Raw genomic sequence first — 20,160 nt, 5'->3', positions numbered from 1 at the left:
CCGAACCCGTTGATAACAGCGCCGGCAAAACGGGCCGGCGTTATCCCCCCTTGGCGAAAAATCCCCATCATCTTTTACCCGGACAACGGTCTTAAGGCGGTCTGATTCTGTGGCCACATGCGGTAACCTGTACCCTCAGGATTGAAACCCGCATTCGCACTGGATCTCCTCATAACAAGGACCCCCATGGCCGACCATTCCGCCATCGAACCCGGCTTCCATGCCATCCACGCCAACCACCTGGAAGACCTGCGCCGGGCCGTCGTGTTCGTGTGTCAGCAGACACCGCTGCCGCCTCTGGAAAGCGAAACCTTTCTGGTGCAGAGCAACGGCATTGCCCAGTGGCTGAAACTGGCACTGGCGGAGCAGCGGTCAGACGACGGTGGCGGCCTGGGAATCGCCGCCGGTATGGATTTCCTGTTCCCGGCTCGTTTTATCTGGCAGGCCTATCGGGCCGTTTTGCCGGCCGGAGATGTGCCGGAGCAGTCACCGTTCGACAAGCACCGGCTGGTGTGGCGGCTGTACCGGTTATTGCCGGAATTAGTCGGTGAGGACGAGGTATTCACGCCCCTGGCTCGCTTTCTCGACGGCAGCGATTCGGAGCTGCGGACTTTCCAGTTGGCCGAGAAAGTGGCCGATCTGTTCGACCAGTACCAGGTCTTCCGGGCCGATTGGCTCAGTGCCTGGGAGCAGGGCCGGGATGTGGTGATCACCGCCCGCAATGACGAAAAAACGCTGGACCCGGAGCGGCGCTGGCAGCCGGTGCTGTGGCGGCGCCTGGTTGAAGACGTGGGTGTCGACGCTCGCACCAGTCGCTCACAGATTCACACCCGGTTCATGGAGGTGGGCCAGACCGTGACCGCGCCGGCACACCCGAACCGTCTGCCCCGGCGGATCGTGGTGTTCGGGGTTTCCTCGCTGCCCCGGCAGGCGCTGGAGGCGCTGTACGTGCTCAGTCGCTTCAGCCAGGTGGTGCTGTGTGTGCACAACCCCTGCCAGTTCTACTGGGCCGACATCATCAGTGACCGGGAACTGCTGAAGGCGGAACGCAAGCGCGGCAGTGCCCATCCGACCCTGTCCCAGATCGACGACCCGGACCAGCTACACCAGCACGCCAACCCGCTGCTGGCGGCCTGGGGCAAGCAGGGCCGGGATTACATCCGGCTGCTGGACGAATTCGACAACCCGGACGAATACCGCAGCCGGTTCCAGACCCCGGACCAGAAGATCGACATTTTTTCCGAACACGGCCAGGCCGATGCCCCGCGTCTGCTACACCAGCTCCAGAACGACATCTACAACCTGACACCACTGCGGGATATCCGGGACGAGCACCGCGAGGTGACACCGGCGCAGGATCATTCCCTGGTGTTTCACGATGCCCACAGTCCCCAGCGGGAAGTGGAAATCCTGCACGACCAGTTGCTGGCAGCATTCAACGCCGACCCGACCCTGCGGCCCCGGGATGTTATTGTCATGGTCCCCGACATTAACGTGTACGCCCCGCACATACAGGCGGTGTTTGGCCGTGACCCGTCCGACCGCACCCGCCACATCCCATACACCATCTCAGATCAGGGCCAGCGCCATCACGAACCGGTTTTAATTGCCCTGGAAACCCTGATGTCGCTACCGCGCAGCCGGTTCGCCATGAGCGAGATCATCAGCCTGTTGGAAGTACCGGGCATCCGTGACCGCTTCGACATCAGCGAAGCCGAGATTCCGCTGGCCCGGCAGTGGGTGGAAGGTGCCAACATCCGTTGGGGCCTGCACGGCCAGCACCGGGAAAGCCTGGAACTGCCGGCGCACCTGGACCGCAACACCTGGCAGAAAGGCCTTCAGGCCATGCTTCTGGGTTACGGCATGGGCGATGACGAACCCTGGGGCGGGGTTGAACCCTACGGCGAAATCGGGGGCCTGCAAGCCAGTCTGGCGGGCCGGCTGAACGACTTTGTCCACCAACTGGAACGGCTCTGGCAGGAACTGCAGGAAGCCCGCACCCCCAGCCGCTGGGAGACCCTGTTCTCGGCCATGCTCGAGCGCTTCTTCGACCAGCTTGAAGGCAGCGACCTGCTGTTGCTGAACCGGTTCCGGCGCCAGCTCGAGCAGTGGCTGGACAATGCCCTCGCCGCCGGCCTGCAGGACCAACCGCTGCCACTTACGATCGTCAAGGACGTGCTGCTGGACGGCCTGGACGAAGGCGGCCTGAATCAGCGCTTTCTCGCCGGTAAGGTCAACTTCGCCACCCTGATGCCGATGCGGGCGATTCCGTTTCGCCGGGTCTGCCTGTTGGGCATGAACGACGGCGACTACCCACGATCACGGCCGCCGGTGGATTTTGACCTGATGGCCGAGGACTATCGCCCTGGCGACCGCTCACGCCGGGAGGACGACCGTTACCTGTTCCTGGAGGCGCTGCTGTCGGCCCGGGAACAGCTGTACATCAGCTGGGTCGGGCGCAGCATCCGGGACGACTCGGAACGGCCGCCGTCGGTCTTGGTAGGGCAGTTACGGGATCACCTCGACGGCCTCTGGCACTGGTCCGGTGACGGCGATATACCGGTATCCCAACCAGTGTCCCAAGTGCTGACCACCGAGCACCCGCTGCAACCGTTCAGCCGGGACTATTTCCCCCAGGCCAACGGCATCGCAGGCGACCCCGACAGTGCCGCCAAGCCGGTCATCGAGGTGCTGCGTGCCGGTACCCTGTTTACCTATGAGCGGGAATGGCGCGCCGCTCACGGCGGCGAATTGCCCGGCGCCGAACAGGCACCGCTGCCGTACCAGGAACCCGAGGAGCCGATTACCCTGAGCGACCTGGCCCAGTTCCTGAAAAAGCCCATCGATACCTTTTACCAGCGCCGGCTGCAGGTGCGCTTTGACGCCGTCGATGACGACGATACCGACAACGAGAATTTCGACCTGACCGGTCTGGATCGCTGGCGTCTGGACAACGAGCTGATCCAGGACAGTGTCCTGAAAGCCGGCTCGGAACCGGAGCTGCACGACCGATCGGAGCTCACCCTGGACCGGATGGCCCGGCGCGGCGATCTGGGCATGGGCGTGACCGAACACCGGTTGCGCACCGAACTGGCGGGCCGGCTGCCAGACCTGTTCGAGCGCTACCGCAGTGCCCTGAGCAGCTGGCCGGAAGCCCTGGCAGAGCCCATCACCCTGGACTACCGCTACAGCGACCCCACCGGCGCCGTCGAATTGGTGGACCTAATCGACGGCCTACGTGCCAGTCCGGATGGCCAGCTGTGCCGGCTGGTCATTGCCCGCTCCAGCCTGCTGGCCGGTTCCGGTGCTGGCCGCCGGGTGCGCTACGCCAACCTGATGGCCGACTGGCTAATCCACCTGGCCGGCCAACTGACTGACCGACCGTTTGAAACCCTGATTCTGGCCAAGGAAGAGGGCCGGAAATTCCGCTTCCCGCCGATGCCGCCGGAGCAGGCACGGGCCCAGCTGGACGCCATCCTGGCCGGCTGGATGCAGGCCACGACTCGGGCGCTGCCGCTGCATTGCGAGGCCGGCTTCGCCTGGATTGCCAGCTACTATCAAAGCAAGAAATACCTGGGCGATCACGACCGCGCCATCGCCGAAGCCGAACAGGCCTACCAGGTTGCCCTGGAGCGCGACACCGGCTACCTGCGTGGTGCCTATGGCAGCCCGGAGGCACTGCTGGCGAGCGGCGAATTTGAGGCCCTGCTGCATGCACTCTATGTTCCGCTCTGGGAAGCCGAGCAGGGCAAATCCGCCGCCGGCGCAGTGGGGGCACAGGCATGAGCACCGACACCATGACACCCAATCCGAACCTGGATCCGTTAACGCTGCCGCTGCACGGTAGCACCCTGATTGAGGCCAGCGCCGGTACCGGCAAGACCTTCACCATTGCGATTCTGTACGTACGCCTGGTGCTCGGGCACCAGCAACCGGCGGACAGCCCGCTGGCCCAGGGCATGCTGCCGCCCAATTTGCTGGTAGTGACCTTTACCGACGCCGCCACCAAGGAACTGCGGGACCGCATCCGCACCCGGCTGACCCAGGCCGCCGAGGTGTTCTCCGATACCGCCGATGCCGCCACGGCGTCGCCGGAAACCGCACTGATTTACCAGCTCCGGGACCAGAGCTATCCGGATCCGTCGTCCTGGCCGGACTGCCGCAAGAAGCTGCTGCTGGCGGCGGAATGGATGGACGAGGCCGCGGTCTCCACCATTCACGGCTGGTGTAACCGCATGCTGAGTGAGCACGCGTTCGACAGTGGCAGCCTGTTCAAGCTGACCCTGGAAACCGACCAGACCGACCTGCTGGACGAGGTGGTCCGGGATTACTGGCGCACCTTCATCTACCCGCTGCCGCCAGCGCTGATGGACGATGTGCTCGGCCATTGGAAAACCCCGGGCGAGCTGCGCCTGGCGGTTCGCAACCTGCTGACCGAGGCCGAGCAGCTGGCGGCTTCCGAGGGCGACGTGAAGGCGGTCATCGAAGCGGTCCAGCGCCGGCGCCGGGATAGGGCCCAGCAGCTGAAAGACTATCCCTGGGCCAGCTGGAAAGACGAGGTTCTGGAGCTGCTGGATGACCTGCAGAAGGCCAAGCGCCTGCACGGCGGCAGCAAGAAAGCGATGGTTGCGGCCTGGGATACCCTGCTGGACTGGCAGGCCTCCGACACGCTCGCGCCGGACGGCCTGGACAAGGCCGGGTTCCAGAACCAGACCCCGACCGTGCTGCCAACCAAGCTCAAGGGCGACGAGCCGGCCCCCGACCATGCCGCCTTCACCGCCATCGAGGAACTGGTCGGGTTCAGCCAGAGCCTGCCGAGCGCCAAATCTGACCTGCTTCGGCACGCCACCCGGTGGATCGCCAAGCGGCTGGAAGCCGAGAAACAGAAACGCTCGGAAATGGGTTTTGACGACCTGCTCACCCGCCTGGACGATGCCCTGCACGGCCCCCGGGGTGACCAGCTGGCGGCCACCATCCGCCGCCAGTTCCCGGTCGCGCTCATCGACGAATTCCAGGACACCGACCCGGTCCAGTACCGCATTTTCGATCGAGTCTATCGGGTCACGGACAACGACCCCAACACCTGCCTGTTGATGATCGGTGACCCCAAGCAGGCCATTTACGGCTTCCGCGGTGCCGACATCTACACCTACCTGCAGGCACGCCAGGGCGCCCGCGAACGCACCTACACCCTGGGTCGGAACTTCCGTTCCGCCAGGCCCATGGTGCAGGCGGTGAACCGGGTGTTCGAGCACGCCGACCGGACCAGTCGTGACGGCGCCTTTCTGTTTGGCCCCGGGGATAGCTCGCCACTGCCGTTCCAGGGCGTGGATGCCAACGGCACCAAACGCCTGTGGTCGGTCGACGGCGACTACCAGCCCAGCCTGACATTGTGGGCCCTTCAGAGCGGCGCCGAGGACAAGGCCGGCAACCCGAAAGGCCTGGCCAAGGGCGCGGCAACCGCGGATCTGGCCGAGGCCTGCGGCAGCGAAATTGCCCGCCTGCTGACTCTGGGCCAGCAGGGCCGCGCCGGCTTTGCCCGCACCGACGATGCCACCGACCTGCAAGCAGTCCGCCCCGGCGACATTGCCATTCTGGTGAACAACCGGACCGAGGCCGGCGCGGTTCGCGCGGCCCTGGCCGAACGGCGGATCAAGAGCGTGTACCTGTCGGACCGGGATTCGGTGCTGACCTCGCCAACTGCCGCGGAAGTGCTGTGCTGGCTGCGCGCGGTGGCGGAGCCGCGCCAGCTGAGCCTGACCCGGGCGGCGCTGGCAACCCCGACCCTGGCGCAATCCTGGCAGGACCTGAACCGGCTGCTGACCGATGAGCTGGCTCTGGAGCGAGAAATTGAGCGCTTCATGGGCTACCAGCAACAATGGCAGAACCAGGGCGTGCTGCCGATGCTGCGCAGCCTGCTGATGGACTTCGAGGTGCCCGCGCGTCTGCTGCCACGCCCGGACGGTGAACGCCGCCTGACCGATCTCCTGCACATTGCCGAGTTGCTGCAGCAGGACAGCCTGCAGCTGGATGGCGAACATGCCCTGGTGCATCACTTCACCCAGATCCTGCGGGCCGCCGACGAAGAAGACGAGCATCGCACCCTGCGCCTGGAAAGCGACGCCGGCCTGGTACAGGTGATCACCGTGCACAAATCCAAGGGCCTGGAATACCCCCTGGTGTTCCTGCCCTTCGGCACCTCGTTCCGGGCCGAGAAGGATTCCCAGGCCTGGGTCCGTTACCACGACGACCAGGGCAAACTGGTGACCGTGTTCGATCCCGGCCCGGACGACATCGCCCGGGCCGACCGGGAACGCCTGGGCGAGGACATCCGCAAACTCTACGTGGCGCTGACCCGGGCCCGGTTTGCCACCTGGGTTGGGGTCGCCGAAATCGACCAGTGGTCCCAGAGCGGGCTGGGTTATCTGGTGACCGGCCAGGGTGGGGCGCAACAGCCTGAGCCGGGCGACAACCAGTCAGCCCTGACCGGGTGGCTGACAGCCGTGGCCGATGGCGAACCGGCGATCCAGGTGACGCCTCTACCTGAGCCCTCCGATTCCGGCTACCAGCAGCCAGACCCGGACAGCCTGGGACCGGCGCTGGTGTCGGAGCGCGAGGCCCGGGAGGACTGGTGGATTGCCAGTTACTCGGCCATTGAATACAGCGGCCTCAGCGGCACCGGCGTGGTGTTCCGGGGTGAGGTGGAAGACGCCGAGACCCAGAATCTGCTGGAAGAAAGCGCCCAGGACGTCGGCCCCGAATCCATGACCGGTGCCCCGGAGCCAACGCTACCGGACGACCACCATGGCTTTCCCAAGGGCGCCGGGCCCGGCACCTTCCTGCACGATGTCCTGGAGTGGTGCTGCCAGCAGGGCTTCCGGACCATCGCCGATAACCCGGCGCTGTTGCGGGACTATTTGAGCCGACGCTGCAGCACCCGGGGCTGGAGCGACTGGGCGGAGGCGCTTGAGCTCTGGGTGCTGGGACTGATCCAGCAGCCGCTGGTGCTGCAACGTGGTCAGCCCGAGCAGGTCAGCCTGGCCGAGCTGGGCCAGCTGCGACCGGAACTGGAATTCTGGTTTGAGAGCCGCAACGTCAGCATCGGCCGCCTGGACAAACTGGTGCAGGCCCACACCCTGAACGGAGCGGACCGGCCCAGGGCCGAGGCCGGGCGCTTCAATGGCATGCTCAAGGGCTTTATCGATCTGGTGTTCGAGCACAACGGCCAGTACTACGTGCTGGACTACAAATCCAATGCCCTGGGCGACACTGACAGTGCCTACACCGACCAGGCCATGGGCGAGGCGATCCTGGACAAACGCTACGACCTGCAATACGTGCTCTACCTGCTGGCGCTGCATCGCCTGTTGAGTGCCCGGTTGCCGGATTATGACTACGACCAACACGTCGGCGGCGCGGTCTACCTGTTCCTGCGCGGCTACCGGGCCAGCACTGCCGGGGCCTTTACCGACAAACCGCCCAGGGCGCTGATCGAGCAGCTCGATGCCCTGTTCGATGGTGAGACCGCGGCCGAGGAGGCCATGGCATGAGCAAGACCCGTCATTCCGATCAACAGTTCGCCCTCGATCTCGGCAGCGACATCGACACCGGCATCCCGGATCCCGCGCCGGCGATCGACAGCCAACAGCTGTTTGCCAGCCTGGACACCATGGATGCGCTGCTTGCCCAGTGGCAAGACCAGGACTGGCTACGGCCCCTGGACGTCGGCTTTGCCCGGCTGATCCGCAGTCTCAGCGAAGAGCAGGGCGAAGCCCCGGAACCCTTGCTGCTGTTGCTGGCCGCTTTGACCTCGCACCAGGTCGGCCGAGGTCATGTCTGCATTGATCTGGGCCAGTTGCTGCAGGACGCCGAGGCGACCCTGGCACTGCCACCAGAGGACAGCATCAACCTGGTGCCAACAGCCGATACCGAGACCGCACCGTCGCCCCGGGATATTCTGGCCAGACTCAACCTGGCTGACTGCCTGACCACTATTCACGATAGCTGTGCGGTAAGTGATGGCTCACTTACTACACCGCTGGTGGTGAACGACAGCCGCTTGTACCTGCGCCGGTTCTGGCGCTACGAGCAACGGATAGCCGAGGGTATCCACAGCCGTCTGGCGTTGCCGTCGCCCCTGGCCGATACCGCCAGTACCGCCTCAACTACCCTGAGCCAGGCCCTGGGGGTCCTGTTTGGCCACCAGAGCGAGGTCGATTACCAGCAGCTGGCCTGTGCCCTGGCCGCCCGCAACCGGTTTGCAGTGATTACCGGCGGCCCCGGCACCGGCAAGACCACCACCGTGGTCAAGCTGTTGGCGGCGTTGCAGGCGGTAGCCGGAACCACCTCAGACCGGGCCGACGGCCGCAAGTACCGGATCCGCCTGGCAGCCCCCACCGGCAAGGCCGCAGCACGGCTGAACGAATCCATCGGCGGCGCGGTCAGCGAACTGCCGCTGGGACAGTTGCCCGGTCAGGTCAGTCTCGATGACATCCCAACCCGGGTCACTACCCTGCACCGGCTGCTGGGTAGCCGGCCCGACACTCGCCAGTTCCGGCATAACCGGGACAACCCGCTGCTAGTGGATATCCTGGTGATCGACGAAGCCTCCATGGTTGATGTGGATCTGATGGCCTCGGTGTTCGAGGCGCTGCCGGGCTCGGCGCAATTAATTCTGCTGGGCGACAAGGATCAGCTGGCGTCGGTGGATGCCGGTGCGGTGCTGGGCGAGCTGTGCCAGCGCGCGGCAGCTGCCCACTACACCCCGGCCACCGCCGACTGGCTGACCGCCGTCACTGGCCACACCTTACCCAGCGAGCTACAGGACCCGGACGGCCAGCAGCCGGACCAGGCTGTGGCCATGCTGCGCAAGAGTTTCCGGTTCGACGAGCACAGCGGCATTGGCCAACTGGCCGAGGCAGTCAACACCAACCGGCTGGATGCCACCACCCTGGCAGCCTGTCGCGACGGCGGCTTCAACGATGTGATCTGGCTGAATGGTGGCCGGCGCCGCCCGGACCGGGACAGCACCCTGGCGCTGGTGGCTAACCATGCCATCAGCGGCAGCCCGGAAGCCTTCCAGAACCGGGGCCAGGGCCGGCCCGGCAAGGATGGCGTGCTGGCCCCGCCCGTGGGCTATCGGCACTACCTGACCCTGCTTAAAGACGCCAAATTAGCCGCAGACAGCAGCCGGGAGCAGTGGGATCAGCTGGCGCGGTCTTTGCTCAAATCGTTCGCGGATTTCCAGATCCTGTGCGCCCTACGCAAAGGCCCCTGGGGTGTGGAAGGCATCAACGAGCTGGTAACCCAACAGTTGCTGGCGCACCGGCTCATTGATGGCGGCAAGACCTGGTACAGCGGCCGTCCGGTGCTGGTTACCGGCAACGATTACAATCTGGGTCTGATGAACGGGGATATCGGGATTACGGTGGAAGTGCCCTGGGACCGGGACCACCAGGGCCAGGCCAAGACCACGCCCCGGGTGGCGTTTCCGGCCTCCGACGGCACCGATGCCATTCGCTGGATTTCGCCAAGCCGGCTGCAGCAAGTAGAAACCGTATACGCCATGACGGTGCATAAATCCCAAGGCTCGGAATTCAACCACACCTGCCTGGTGTTGCCGGACCGGCTCAGCCCGGTGATGACCCGGGAGCTGATCTACACCGGTATTACCCGGGCCCGCAACTGGTTCAGCCTGATCACCGGCGATGCCGGGGTATTCCAGGACAGCGTGCAGCAACAGGTGGTACGGGCCTCCGGGCTGGCCCAGCGGCTCAGTCTGCGCTAGCCCCGGGCTCGCCGGTATCTGCGTCGGCGCCATGGTGCTGCTGCTGCCAGAGCTGGGCATAGCGACCGTTCCGGGCCAGCAGCTCGTGGTGATGGCCACGCTCGATGATCCGGCCGGCGTCCATTACCAGGATGGTATCGGCATCCCGGACGGTGGACAGGCGGTGGGCAATCACCAGGGTAGTGCGCTGCCGGCTGATTTCATTCAAGGCGCCAACGATGGCCTGTTCCGATAGGGAATCCAGGGACGAGGTAGCCTCGTCCAGGATCAGTAGGGGGGGATTCTTCAGGATCACCCGGGCAATCGCCACCCGTTGTTTTTCACCGCCTGACAACTTCAGCCCGCGCTCGCCAACCCGGGTCTCATAGCCGTCCGGCAGGCTGTGGATAAACTCCTCAAGGTGCGCCAGGCGCGCGGCCTCGTAAACTTCCGCTTCGCTGGCATCGGGTCGGCCATAGGCCAGATTGCGATAGAGGGTATCGTTGAACAGCACGGTATCCTGGGGCACCACGCCAATGGCCGAGCGCAGGCTATCCTGGGTGACCGAGCGGATGTCCTGGCCATCAATTAGGATGGCACCGGCATCGACGTCGTAGAACCGGAAAAACAGCCGGGCCAGGGTGGACTTGCCCGCACCGCTGGCACCCACCACCGCCACCGTGTGGCCGGCTGGAATTCTCACCGTCACGTCCTGCAGAATCGGCCGGTCGGGGCGATAGGCAAAATCGACATGGTCGAAGATGACCTCACCGCTGGTAACTTTCAGCGGCCGGGCATCGGGCGCGTCTTCGATGGCCGGCGCATCCCCCAGCAGACCGAACAGGCGCTCGACATTGACCAGGGCCTGACGGATTTCCCGATACACGAAGCCCAGGGCGTTCAGGGGAATAAACAACTGGATCAGATAGGCGTTGATCATGGTGAAGTCGCCCAGGGTAATGGTGCCACTGGCCACCTCCCGTACCGCCATGGCCATGATCACAATCAGCGCCACCCCGATGATCAGCGCCTGGCCGCCATTCAGTACCGCCAGTGACAGCCGGTTCTTCAGGCGGGCCTGCTCCCAGTCCTGCAGATCCTGGTCGTAAAGCTCGGCCTCAAAGGCCTCGTTGTTGAAGTATTTCACCGTTTCGTAGTTGAGCAGGCTGTCCACCGCCCGGGAATTGGACTGGTTGTCCCGGGCATTGGCCTCGCGCACAAACCGGGTCCGCCACTCGGTCACCCGGATCGAAAACAGCACGTAGATCACCACCGCCACCAGAATGGCCAGTACGTAGCCGACGTTGAACACCACCAACAAGATGCCGGCCACCATCAGGATTTCCAGCAGGGTAGGGACGATGTTGAACAGGGTGAAACGGAGCAGGAAACTGATTCCGTTGGTGCCGCGTTCGATGTCCCGGGCCAAGCCGCCGGTCTTGCGGTCCAGGTGAAACGCCAGCTCGCGGTTGTGCAGATGGCGGAACACCCGCAACGACACCCGGCGCATGGCCCGTTCCGCCACCCGGGCAAAGACCGCATCGCGCAACTCACTGAACAGGGTGGCACCAAAGCGCAGCGACCCGTAAGCCAGCACCAGCAGCACCGGGATCCACAGCAGCAACTCACCGCCGCGATTCTGATCGAGGTAGTCGACGATGTACTTGAGCGCCACCGGCGTGGCCACCGTGGCCAGTTTCGCCAGTACCAGCAGGCCGAGCGCTAACGCCACCCGGCCGCGGAATTCAGCCAGATAGGGCCAGAGCCCGGCGATCACCTTCCAGTCTGGTTTGTGGTGGGCTGGGTAGTCGTGATCGGCGTAGGCGCGCACAGAAAATTCCTTGTTGGACAGGGCAAAGCGACGGCCGCGGCCGTATGATGTGGAAACCGGATGGTACCGAACGGCCCCGGTGTCTGAGTGTACGCAAAACCCTGGAGGCAAATCATCAACAACCGTCATCGCCGCGCCCTGCAGTTGGTCATTGAATTCATTACGCCCTATCGCAGGGCCATGGTCGGCGCCCTGATTGCACTGGTGTTCACCGCGGGCATTACCCTGGGGCTGGGGCAGGGCCTTCGCATCCTGGTGGATCAGGGTCTGGCGACTGAATCGCCGGGCATGCTGGCGCGCGCCATCGGTCTGTTTTTCGTGCTGGTACTGGGCCTGGCCATCGGTTCCTTCGCCCGTTTCTACCTGGTGTCGTGGATTGGTGAACGTGTGGTGGCGGACATCCGAAAACGCGTGTTCAACCACCTGATCGACCTGCACCCGGGCTTCTTTGAACAGAACCGGGCACTGGAAATCCAGTCCCGCTTCACTGCCGACACCACCGTGCTGCAATCGGTGATTGGCTCCACCGTCTCCATTGCATTGCGCAATGCCCTGATGCTGGTGGGTGGCCTGATCCTGCTGTTCGTCACCAACGCCAAACTCGCCAGTATCATCCTGCTGGGTTTTCCGCTGGTGATTGCCCCCATCCTGTTTTACGGCCGCCGGGTTCGGCAGCTGTCGCGCCTGAGTCAGGACCGGGTCGCCGATGTCGGCAGCTACGTGGGTGAGAACCTGACCCAGATCAAAACCGTTCAGGCCTTCAACCACCAGCCCCACGACCGGCGGTATTTCGCCGAGGTGTCGGAAAAAGCCTTCGCCATTGCCCGCGACCGGATTCGCCAGCGCGCCTGGCTGACCACAATGGCGATCACCCTGGTGATGGGCGCAGTCGGAATCGTGCTGTGGATTGGCGGCCTGGACGTGATCCATGGCCGTATTTCGCCGGGTGAATTGGCGGCCTTCGTGTTCTACAGCCTGCTGGTAGGCGTGGCGGCAGGTGCCATCAGCGAAGTCATCGGCGAGCTGCAACGGGCGGCCGGATCCGCGGCCCGGCTGTTCGAACTGCTGCAGACCCCCTCGACGTTTGCCCGGCCGGTACCGATCCAGGACCGGCCGGCCCAGATTAACGGCGCCATCGGCATCGAGTCACTGACCTTCCACTACCCCGGTCGCAGTGACCAGCCGGCACTGAACCAGCTGACCCTGGCCATTCAGGCGGGCGAGACCCTGGCCTTGGTCGGTCCGTCCGGGGCCGGCAAGTCCACCCTGTTCGATCTGCTGTTGCACTTCTACCAGCCGGAGCAGGGGCGCATCCTGATTGATGGCGTCGATACCGCCAACTGGTCACTGCCGGAGTTGCGGCGCTGTTTCGCCCTGGTACCGCAGAACCCGGCGTTGTTCCATGGCACGGTCACCGATAACATCCGCTATGCCCGCCCCGACGCCAGCGACGACGACGTGCGCCGGGCGGCCCAGGTGGCCCACGCCGACGAATTCATCCAGGGCTTGCCCCAGGGCTATAACACGCCCCTGGGTGATGCCGGGCTGGGACTGTCCGGAGGCCAGAAACAACGGCTGGCCATTGCCCGCGCCCTGCTGGCCGATGCCCCCATTCTGCTGCTGGATGAAGCCACCAGTGCCCTGGACGCGGAAAGCGAGCACCTGGTACAGGAAGCCATGCCGGCACTGACCCGGGGCCGGACCACCCTGGTGATTGCCCACCGACTGGCGACGGTGCGCAATGCCGATCGCATAGCGGTGCTGGATCAGGGCCAGTTGCTGGCGGTTGGCAGTCACGATCAGCTGATGGCAAGCAATGAGCTATACCAGCGCCTGGCACGGCTGCAGTTTCGGGATGAACGGGCCTGAACGGGAGATGTTTTCGCTGACCATTGCCACAGCACTCCACGATGGTCGGTTTGTGGTTCCTGCTCGTACTCCTTACACTGATTGATGAACCATTTCGAACCTGAACTCAGGGAGAAGGCAAAGTGAGCAATAAAGAATTGCAGGCACTCAAAGAACGCTACGTTGCAGCGGGCGCGGCAAGTCCCAACGAACAGTTTGCCGATCACGCCACCAACGCGGAACTCTGGGATGCGGACGGCAAGCGCATGATCGATTTCGCCGGCGGTATCGGTGTTCTGAACATTGGCCATCGTCACCCCAAGGTGGTGGAAGCGGTCAAGGCCCAATTGGACAAGCTGATGCACACCTGCCAGACGGTCATGCCCTATGAGGGCTACGTCAAGCTGGCGGAAAAGCTCAGCGGAATTGTGCCGGTACGCGGTCACGCCAAGGTAATGCTGGCTAACTCCGGCGCCGAAGCTTTGGAAAACGCCATCAAGGTAGCCCGTGCGGCCACCGGTCGCAGCAACATTATCTGCTTTGACGGCGGCTACCACGGCCGGACCTTTTACACCATGGCGATGAATGGTAAAGCCGCGCCCTACCAGACCGATTTCGGCCCGATGCCGGGTACCGTTTTCCGTGCGCCTTACCCGGTGCCTTATCACGGGGTCAGTGAAGATGAAGCCCTGCGTGGCCTGAAAATGACCATGAAGGCCGATTCCCCGGGCAAAGACACCGCAGCCATCGTGATCGAGCCGGTGCTGGGTGAAGGCGGTTTTTATGCGGCACCGACCAGCTTCCTGAAGGAAATCCGCAAGATCTGCGACGAGCACGGCATTCTGATGATCGTCGACGAAGTCCAGAGTGGCTTTGGCCGGACCGGCAAAATGTTTGCTATCGAGCACAGCGGCGTTGAGCCCGACATGATGACCATGGCCAAGAGTATGGCCGATGGCATGCCAATCTCCGCCATCGTGGGTACCGACAAGCACATGGACGCCTCCGGCCCCAACTCCCTGGGTGGTACCTATACCGGTAGCCCAACTGCCTGTGCCGCGGCCCTGGCTGTATTCGATGTATTCAAGGAGGAAGACATTCTCGCCAAGGGCCAGCGTCTGGGCGAGAAACTGAAGCAGCGCTTCAACCAGTGGCAGGAGCAATTTGCCCATGTCGACAACGTCCGCAATCTCGGCCCCATGGCGGCCTTTGAACTTGTCGAAAGCAAGGATAGCCGCGAGCCCAAGCCGGAACTGGCAGCCGCTGTGACCAAGAAGGCCAAGGAAAAAGGTTTGATCCTGCTCAGCTGCGGCATGTACGGCAACACCCTGCGCTTCCTGATGCCAGTCACCATCGAAGACGAGGTGCTGGAAGAAGGGCTGAACATCGTGGAAGAAGCCCTGAAGGAAGTTGGCGCCTAATGGGCTAAGCCCAAACCGGCATTACGCCAGCGGAAAACCGAAACCGGATCCGGGTCACCTAGCACCCGGGTCCGGTTTTTTTATACCCGATCTGTCCACAATCCCGGTCCTCCCGACAGCTACGCCCCAAGTTAATGACCAAGGGAGGTGTTGACTAAAGAGTGAGCAATGCATGTTGTTCTTGCACCACAACAAATACAAGACAAGGAGCATGCAATGAATTCCATCCATCGAGTCGTGGCCGCCAGTGCGCTCGGGCTTGCACTCAGCCTGCCGGCCCAGCACACCCAGGCCGGCGCCTTCGTCCATCTGTTCGAATGGCAGTGGAGCGACGTTGCCCAGGAGTGCGAGACCTTTCTCGGCCCCAAAGGCTATAGCGCGGTGCAGATCTCGCCGCCGCAGGAACATATTCAGGGCGATGCCTGGTGGACCCGGTACCAGCCGGTCAGTTACCAGTTGCAGAGTCGAAGCGGAGACGCCGCGGCTTTTGCCGACATGGTCGCACGCTGTAATGCCGCCGGTGTCGATGTCTACGCCGATGCGGTGATCAATCACACGGCCGCTGGCTCCGGCACCGGTACCGCCGGTTCCTCCTATGACAGTGGCTCGCGCAGCTATCCGGTTTACAGCGGCAACGACTTCCACGCGCCCTGCGATATTTCACCATCCGACTACGGCAATAACGCCGACCGGGTTCGCACCTGCCAGTTGGTCGGCCTGCCGGATCTGGACACCGGCGCCAACTACGTTCAGGACACGCTGGCGGGCTACCTGAACCACCTGACCTCACTCGGGGTAGAGGGGATCCGGATTGATGCCGCCAAGCACATGTCACCGGGTGACATCGCCGGCATTCTGAACCGCACCAACGATCCACTGTATGTGTTCCAGGAAGTCATCGATCTCGGTGGAGAAGCGGTCAGTGCCGCTGAATACACCGGACTCTCGGACGTGACCGAGTTTCGCTACAGCGCCTCCCTGGGTGATGTGTTCAAAAACCAGAAACTGGCTTACCTGAATGGCTTTGGCGAGAGCTGGGGCTTTCTGGCCGGCGCCGATGCGGTGGTCTTCACCGATAATCACGACAACCAGCGCGGCCACGGTGCCGGCGGTAGCAATGTCCTGACCTACAAAGACGGCAGCCTGTACAACCTCGCCAACGTCTATATGCTGGCCTGGCCTTACGGCTACCCCAAAGTAATGTCCAGCTATAGCTTTTCCAACAGCGATCAGGGCCCACCGGCGCAGGGCGTTTACCAGGGCGGCAGCGCTCAGTGCGGCGGCGCCTGGATCTGTGAGCACCGCTGGGACGCTATTGCCAACATGGTGGAGTTCCGCAACGTCACCGATGGCACCGGCGTGAATCAATGGTGGGACAACGGCAACAACCAGATTGCCTTTAGCCGCGGAGCCAAGGGCTTTGTTGCCATCAACCGGGAAGGAAACGATCTGACCCGCGCCTTCTCCACCGGGTTACCGGACGGCGACTACCGCAACGTCGCCGGCAACGGCGCCTGCGTTTCGGTCAGCAATGGCCAGATCTCGCTGACCGTGCCCGCCATGGAGGCGGCAGCGCTGCACGTCAACGCGGGCTGCGACGCGCCCCCTCCACCACCAAACGATCTGGCCACTGCTAACTTTCAGTGCGACAACGGCACGACCACAGCGGGGCAGAGCGTGTACGTGACCGGTGACAATGCGACTCTGGGTAACTGGGCGCCGGCCAATGCAATCAAGCTGGAGCCCACCAACTACCCAAGCTGGACCGGATCGATTGAGCTCCCGGCGCAGTCCACCGTCGAGTGGAAGTGCATCAAGCGCAGCGAACAGGACCCACAGGCCCAATTAGTCTGGCAGTCCGGCGCCAATAATGTGATGCAAACGGGCTCGGCCGGCTCCACCACGGCTACCAGTGGCAGCTTTTAACGCCTTCGAAAGCGAGCAAAATCGTCGTATACTGCCGGAACACTCTGTGTCCGGCAGTACCCATTCCCTGGTCTGCTGTCGTTCCCTGCATCAGGCTATCTATGACTTCACCAAGCAACACGTCCACCCCCGATCACAAGCCCAGACCCTGGGTCGACCTATTGGTCAGTATCGTCATTCCCTCAGTGATACTGATGAAGTTCAGTGGCGAGGCGCACCTGGGCCCGGTCAATGCCTTGATCATCGGCCTGGCGTTTCCACTGGGCTGGGGATTGTTCGAGCTGATTCGCTACCACAAGAAGAATTTCATCGCGGTGCTAGGCCTGATCAGTGTCGGCCTCACCGGCGGTATTGGCCTGCTGGAACTGGACGCGGGCTGGCTGGCGGTAAAGGAGGCTGCGGTGCCCGCGGTTATCGGTCTGGCGGTGCTGATTTCCACCCGTACCAAATATCCGTTGGTACGCACCCTGCTGTACAACCCAAAAGTTCTGGATGTGGATAAGATTCACCGATCGCTGGAAGAGAAGGGCAGTGTGGATGAATTCGAGGCGCGGTTGTTGAAGGCCAGCTACTTCTTCGCCGGTACCTTCCTGTTCTCATCGATCATGAACTACGTCATTGCCCGGTGGATTGTCACCAGCCCTTCAGGCACCGAGGCCTTCAACGAAGAACTCGGCCGAATGACTCTAGTCAGTTATCCGATGATCGCTATTCCCTCAATGATCATGATGATGCTGATTTTCTATTACCTGTGGCGCACCATCCGGCGCCTGACCGGCTACACGCTGGAAGAAGTGATGGCACCGCACCTGGCTGAAAAAGAAAAGAAAAAGTCGATGTCCCAGGAATAACCGGGAGCAGAAACAGGCATAAAAAAAGCGGCGCGGATCATAGATCCAGCGCCGCTTTTTTTTGCCCTGAGCAGGGCGTTCGTTACACGTCGAGGTTGGTGACTTCCAGTGCGTTGGTCTGGATAAAGTCCCGACGCGGCTCAACGTCGTCACCCATCAGGGTGGTGAAGATCTGGTCGGCGGCAAAGGCGTCCTCGATAGTCACCTTCATCATCCGACGGGTTTCCGGATCCATGGTGGTCTCCCACAGCTGTTCCGGGTTCATCTCACCCAGTCCCTTATAACGCTGGATGTTCAGGCCGCGCTGAGCTTCCTTCATCAACCAGGCCAGGGCACCTTCAAAGGACAGCACGGTCTGCTTGCGCTCGCCACGCTGGATGTAGGCCCCGTCTTCAATCAAGCCATCAAGGGTCTCACCCATGCGCGCGATGGCAGCGTAGGACGAGGATTCGAAGAACTCGTGATTGAACACATGCTCATGGGGAATGCCGTGCACATAGATGGTGACCTTGGGCAGGAACAAGTCCCGCTCCGGGTCCTTGGTCACCGAGAAGGTGTACTTGGTACCGGTGCGGGTATCCAGAGCCAGGCCGTCACCCAGGCGTGCTACCCAGCGCGCCACCGACTCTTCGTCGCGCAGGTGCTCGGATTTCAAGGTCACGTTGTCCAGCATCTGCTCCAGCACCTTGGCCGGGTAAGCGCGGGACAGACGTCCGATCATGTTCATCACCGCCTGGTAGTCCTTAACCATGGTTTCCAGCGCGGAATCCTTGATTGCCGGAGCATCCGGGTTAACGAACAGCTGAGCGCCTTCCAGAGCGGTCTGGGTCAGGTAGGCTTCCTTCGCCTTCTCATCCTTCAGGTACTGCTCCTGCTTGCCACGCTTAACCTTGTACAGCGGCGGCATCGCGATGAAGACATGGCCACGCTCGATGATTTCCCGCATTTGGCGGAACAGGAAGGTCAGTAGCAGGGTACGAATGTGCGAGCCGTCAACGTCGGCGTCGGTCATGATGATCAGGGAGTGGTAACGGAGCTTGTCCGGGTTGAACTCCTCGCGCCCAATACCACAGCCCAAGGCGGTGATCAGGGTGCCGACTTCGGCAGACGACAGCATCTTGTCGAACCGCGCTTTCTCAACGTTCAGGATCTTACCCTTGAGCGGGAGGATGGCCTGGGTCTTACGGTCACGACCCTGCTTGGCACTGCCCCCGGCGGAATCACCCTCCACTATGAACAGTTCGGACAGGGCAGGGTCCTTTTCCTGACAGTCAGCCAGCTTGCCGGGCAGACCGGCGATATCCAGCGCGCCTTTCCGGCGAGTCATGTCACGGGCCTTGCGGGCGGCTTCCCGGGCGCGGGCAGCCTCGATCATCTTATTGACGATCAGCTTGGCCTCGTTCGGCTGTTCCTGAAGGTAGTCAGCAAAACTCTGGTACAGCTCCTGCTCGACCGCCGTTTTCACCTCGGACGAAACCAGTTTGTCCTTGGTCTGGGAGGAGAACTTCGGATCCGGCACTTTAACACTGATGATGGCGGTCAGGCCTTCCCGGGCGTCGTCACCGGAAGTGCTGACCTTGGCCTTCTTGCCCAGGCCTTCCTGCTCAATGTAGTTGTTCATGGAGCGGGTCAGGGCGGCCCGGAAACCCGCCAGGTGAGTACCGCCGTCACGCTGGGGAATGTTGTTGGTGAAGCAGAAAATATTTTCCTGGAAGGCGTCGTTCCACTGCATGGACACTTCCACGACGATGCCATCTTCGCGTTCACGGTTAAAGTGGAACACCCGGTTGATCGGGGTCTTGTTGGTGTTCAAGTGCTCAACAAAGGCACGCAGACCGCCTTCGTATTCAAACACTTCTTCCTTGCCACTCCGCTCGTCGGTTAGACGGATGCGCACACCACTGTTGAGGAACGCCAGTTCCCGCAGACGCTTGGCCAGGATGTCGTAATGGAATTCGATGTGGGTAAAGGTTTCCGGCGACGGAATGAAGTGCACCTTGGTGCCCGACATCTCGGTTTCGCCCACTTCACCCAGAGGGGCGTTAGGCACGCCGTGGGTGTAGGTTTGCTCGTACACCTTGTTGTCACGACGAATGGTCAGGGTCAGGGTCGAGGACAGGGCGTTAACCACCGACACACCAACACCGTGCAGACCGCCGGAGACCTTGTAGGAGTTGTCGTCAAACTTACCGCCGGCGTGCAGTACAGTCATGATGACCTCTGCAGCGGATACCCCTTCCTCTTCGTGCAGATCCACCGGGATGCCTCGGCCATTGTCCTTAACGGTAATGGATTCATCCGGGTGGATGATAACGCCGATTTCGGAGCAGTAGCCTGCCAGAGCTTCATCGATGGAGTTATCCACCAACTCAAAGACCATGTGATGCAGGCCGGTGCCGTCATCGGTATCGCCAATGTACATGCCGGGCCGCTTCCGTACCGCATCCAGTCCTTTCAAGACTTTGATACTGGAGGAATTGTAATTCGATTCGCTCATTCGAGACTCCTGAAGGGTGT

The 20,160-nt window shown here is 62.5% G+C and carries 9 protein-coding genes; 7 read left to right on the top strand and 2 right to left on the bottom strand.

The window, feature by feature from the left end:
* The first annotated feature begins 186 nt into the window (after positions 1-186).
* From recC to recD, 3 genes are read left to right on the top strand one after another with little or no spacing between them, the layout of a single operon-like run.
* Positions 187-3,786, top strand: coding sequence for an exodeoxyribonuclease V subunit gamma (recC, locus tag FCS96_RS07420; protein ID WP_138439729.1), 3,600 nt, complete (start codon positions 187-189; stop codon positions 3,784-3,786).
* On the top strand, positions 3,783-7,550 hold the full coding sequence (gene recB, locus FCS96_RS07415; RefSeq protein ID WP_138439728.1) for an exodeoxyribonuclease V subunit beta: 3,768 nt from the start codon (positions 3,783-3,785) through the stop codon (positions 7,548-7,550). Before recC ends, recB begins: the two co-directional genes overlap by 4 nt.
* Positions 7,547-9,787: an exodeoxyribonuclease V subunit alpha gene (gene recD, locus FCS96_RS07410; protein ID WP_138439727.1), complete on the top strand. Its 2,241-nt coding sequence runs from the start codon at positions 7,547-7,549 to the stop codon at positions 9,785-9,787. The genes recB and recD overlap by 4 nt, the downstream gene beginning before the upstream one ends.
* Here the strand turns inward: recD and FCS96_RS07405 are convergent.
* The gene (locus FCS96_RS07405; protein ID WP_138439726.1) at positions 9,774-11,597 is read right to left on the bottom strand and encodes an ABCB family ABC transporter ATP-binding protein/permease; all 1,824 of its coding nucleotides are present in this window, start codon (positions 11,595-11,597) and stop codon (positions 9,774-9,776) included. The genes recD and FCS96_RS07405 overlap by 14 nt on opposite strands.
* Positions 11,598-11,777: 180 nt before the next feature.
* Here FCS96_RS07405 and FCS96_RS07400 point away from each other — a divergent pair, with 180 nt between their 5' ends.
* The 4 genes from FCS96_RS07400 (at position 11,778) to FCS96_RS07385 (ending at position 17,643) form a co-directional block, all read left to right on the top strand.
* Positions 11,778-13,466: an ABC transporter transmembrane domain-containing protein gene (locus FCS96_RS07400; RefSeq protein ID WP_407658087.1), complete on the top strand. Its 1,689-nt coding sequence runs from the start codon at positions 11,778-11,780 to the stop codon at positions 13,464-13,466.
* 122 nt (positions 13,467-13,588) lie between these two features.
* On the top strand, positions 13,589-14,866 hold the full coding sequence (gene gabT / locus FCS96_RS07395; RefSeq protein WP_138439725.1) for a 4-aminobutyrate--2-oxoglutarate transaminase: 1,278 nt from the start codon (positions 13,589-13,591) through the stop codon (positions 14,864-14,866).
* 216 nt (positions 14,867-15,082) lie between these two features.
* Positions 15,083-16,792 carry a carbohydrate-binding module family 20 domain-containing protein gene (locus FCS96_RS07390; protein WP_171040698.1) on the top strand — a complete coding sequence of 570 codons (1,710 nt, stop codon included), beginning with the start codon at positions 15,083-15,085 and terminating at the stop codon, positions 16,790-16,792.
* 101 nt (positions 16,793-16,893) lie between these two features.
* Positions 16,894-17,643 (top strand): VC0807 family protein, encoded by a 750-nt coding sequence (locus tag FCS96_RS07385; RefSeq protein ID WP_138439724.1) that lies wholly within the window; start codon positions 16,894-16,896, stop codon positions 17,641-17,643.
* 82 nt (positions 17,644-17,725) lie between these two features.
* Here the strand turns inward: FCS96_RS07385 and gyrB are convergent, their stop codons facing one another.
* Complete coding sequence (gyrB, locus tag FCS96_RS07380; RefSeq protein ID WP_138439723.1) at positions 17,726-20,140, bottom strand: DNA topoisomerase (ATP-hydrolyzing) subunit B; 2,415 nt, start codon at positions 20,138-20,140, stop codon at positions 17,726-17,728.
* Positions 20,141-20,160: the final 20 nt, after the last annotated feature.

Origin of the sequence: Marinobacter alexandrii, assembly GCF_005871205.1 — a bacterium.
Taxonomy (GTDB): Bacteria; Pseudomonadota; Gammaproteobacteria; order Pseudomonadales; family Oleiphilaceae; genus Marinobacter; species Marinobacter alexandrii.
Note: the sequence above shows the minus strand (reverse complement) of the source record. Positions and strands in the feature narration are given on the sequence as shown.

Coding starts and splice junctions, on each gene's coding strand:
- recC (WP_138439729.1), top strand. CDS start 187: ATGGCCGACCATTCCGCCATCGAACCCGGCTTCCATGCCATCCACGCC.
- recB (WP_138439728.1), top strand. CDS start 3,783: ATGAGCACCGACACCATGACACCCAATCCGAACCTGGATCCGTTAACG.
- recD (WP_138439727.1), top strand. CDS start 7,547: ATGAGCAAGACCCGTCATTCCGATCAACAGTTCGCCCTCGATCTCGGC.
- FCS96_RS07400 (WP_407658087.1), top strand. CDS start 11,778: ATGGTCGGCGCCCTGATTGCACTGGTGTTCACCGCGGGCATTACCCTG.
- FCS96_RS07390 (WP_171040698.1), top strand. CDS start 15,083: ATGAATTCCATCCATCGAGTCGTGGCCGCCAGTGCGCTCGGGCTTGCA.
- FCS96_RS07385 (WP_138439724.1), top strand. CDS start 16,894: ATGACTTCACCAAGCAACACGTCCACCCCCGATCACAAGCCCAGACCC.
- gyrB (WP_138439723.1), bottom strand. CDS start 20,140: ATGAGCGAATCGAATTACAATTCCTCCAGTATCAAAGTCTTGAAAGGA.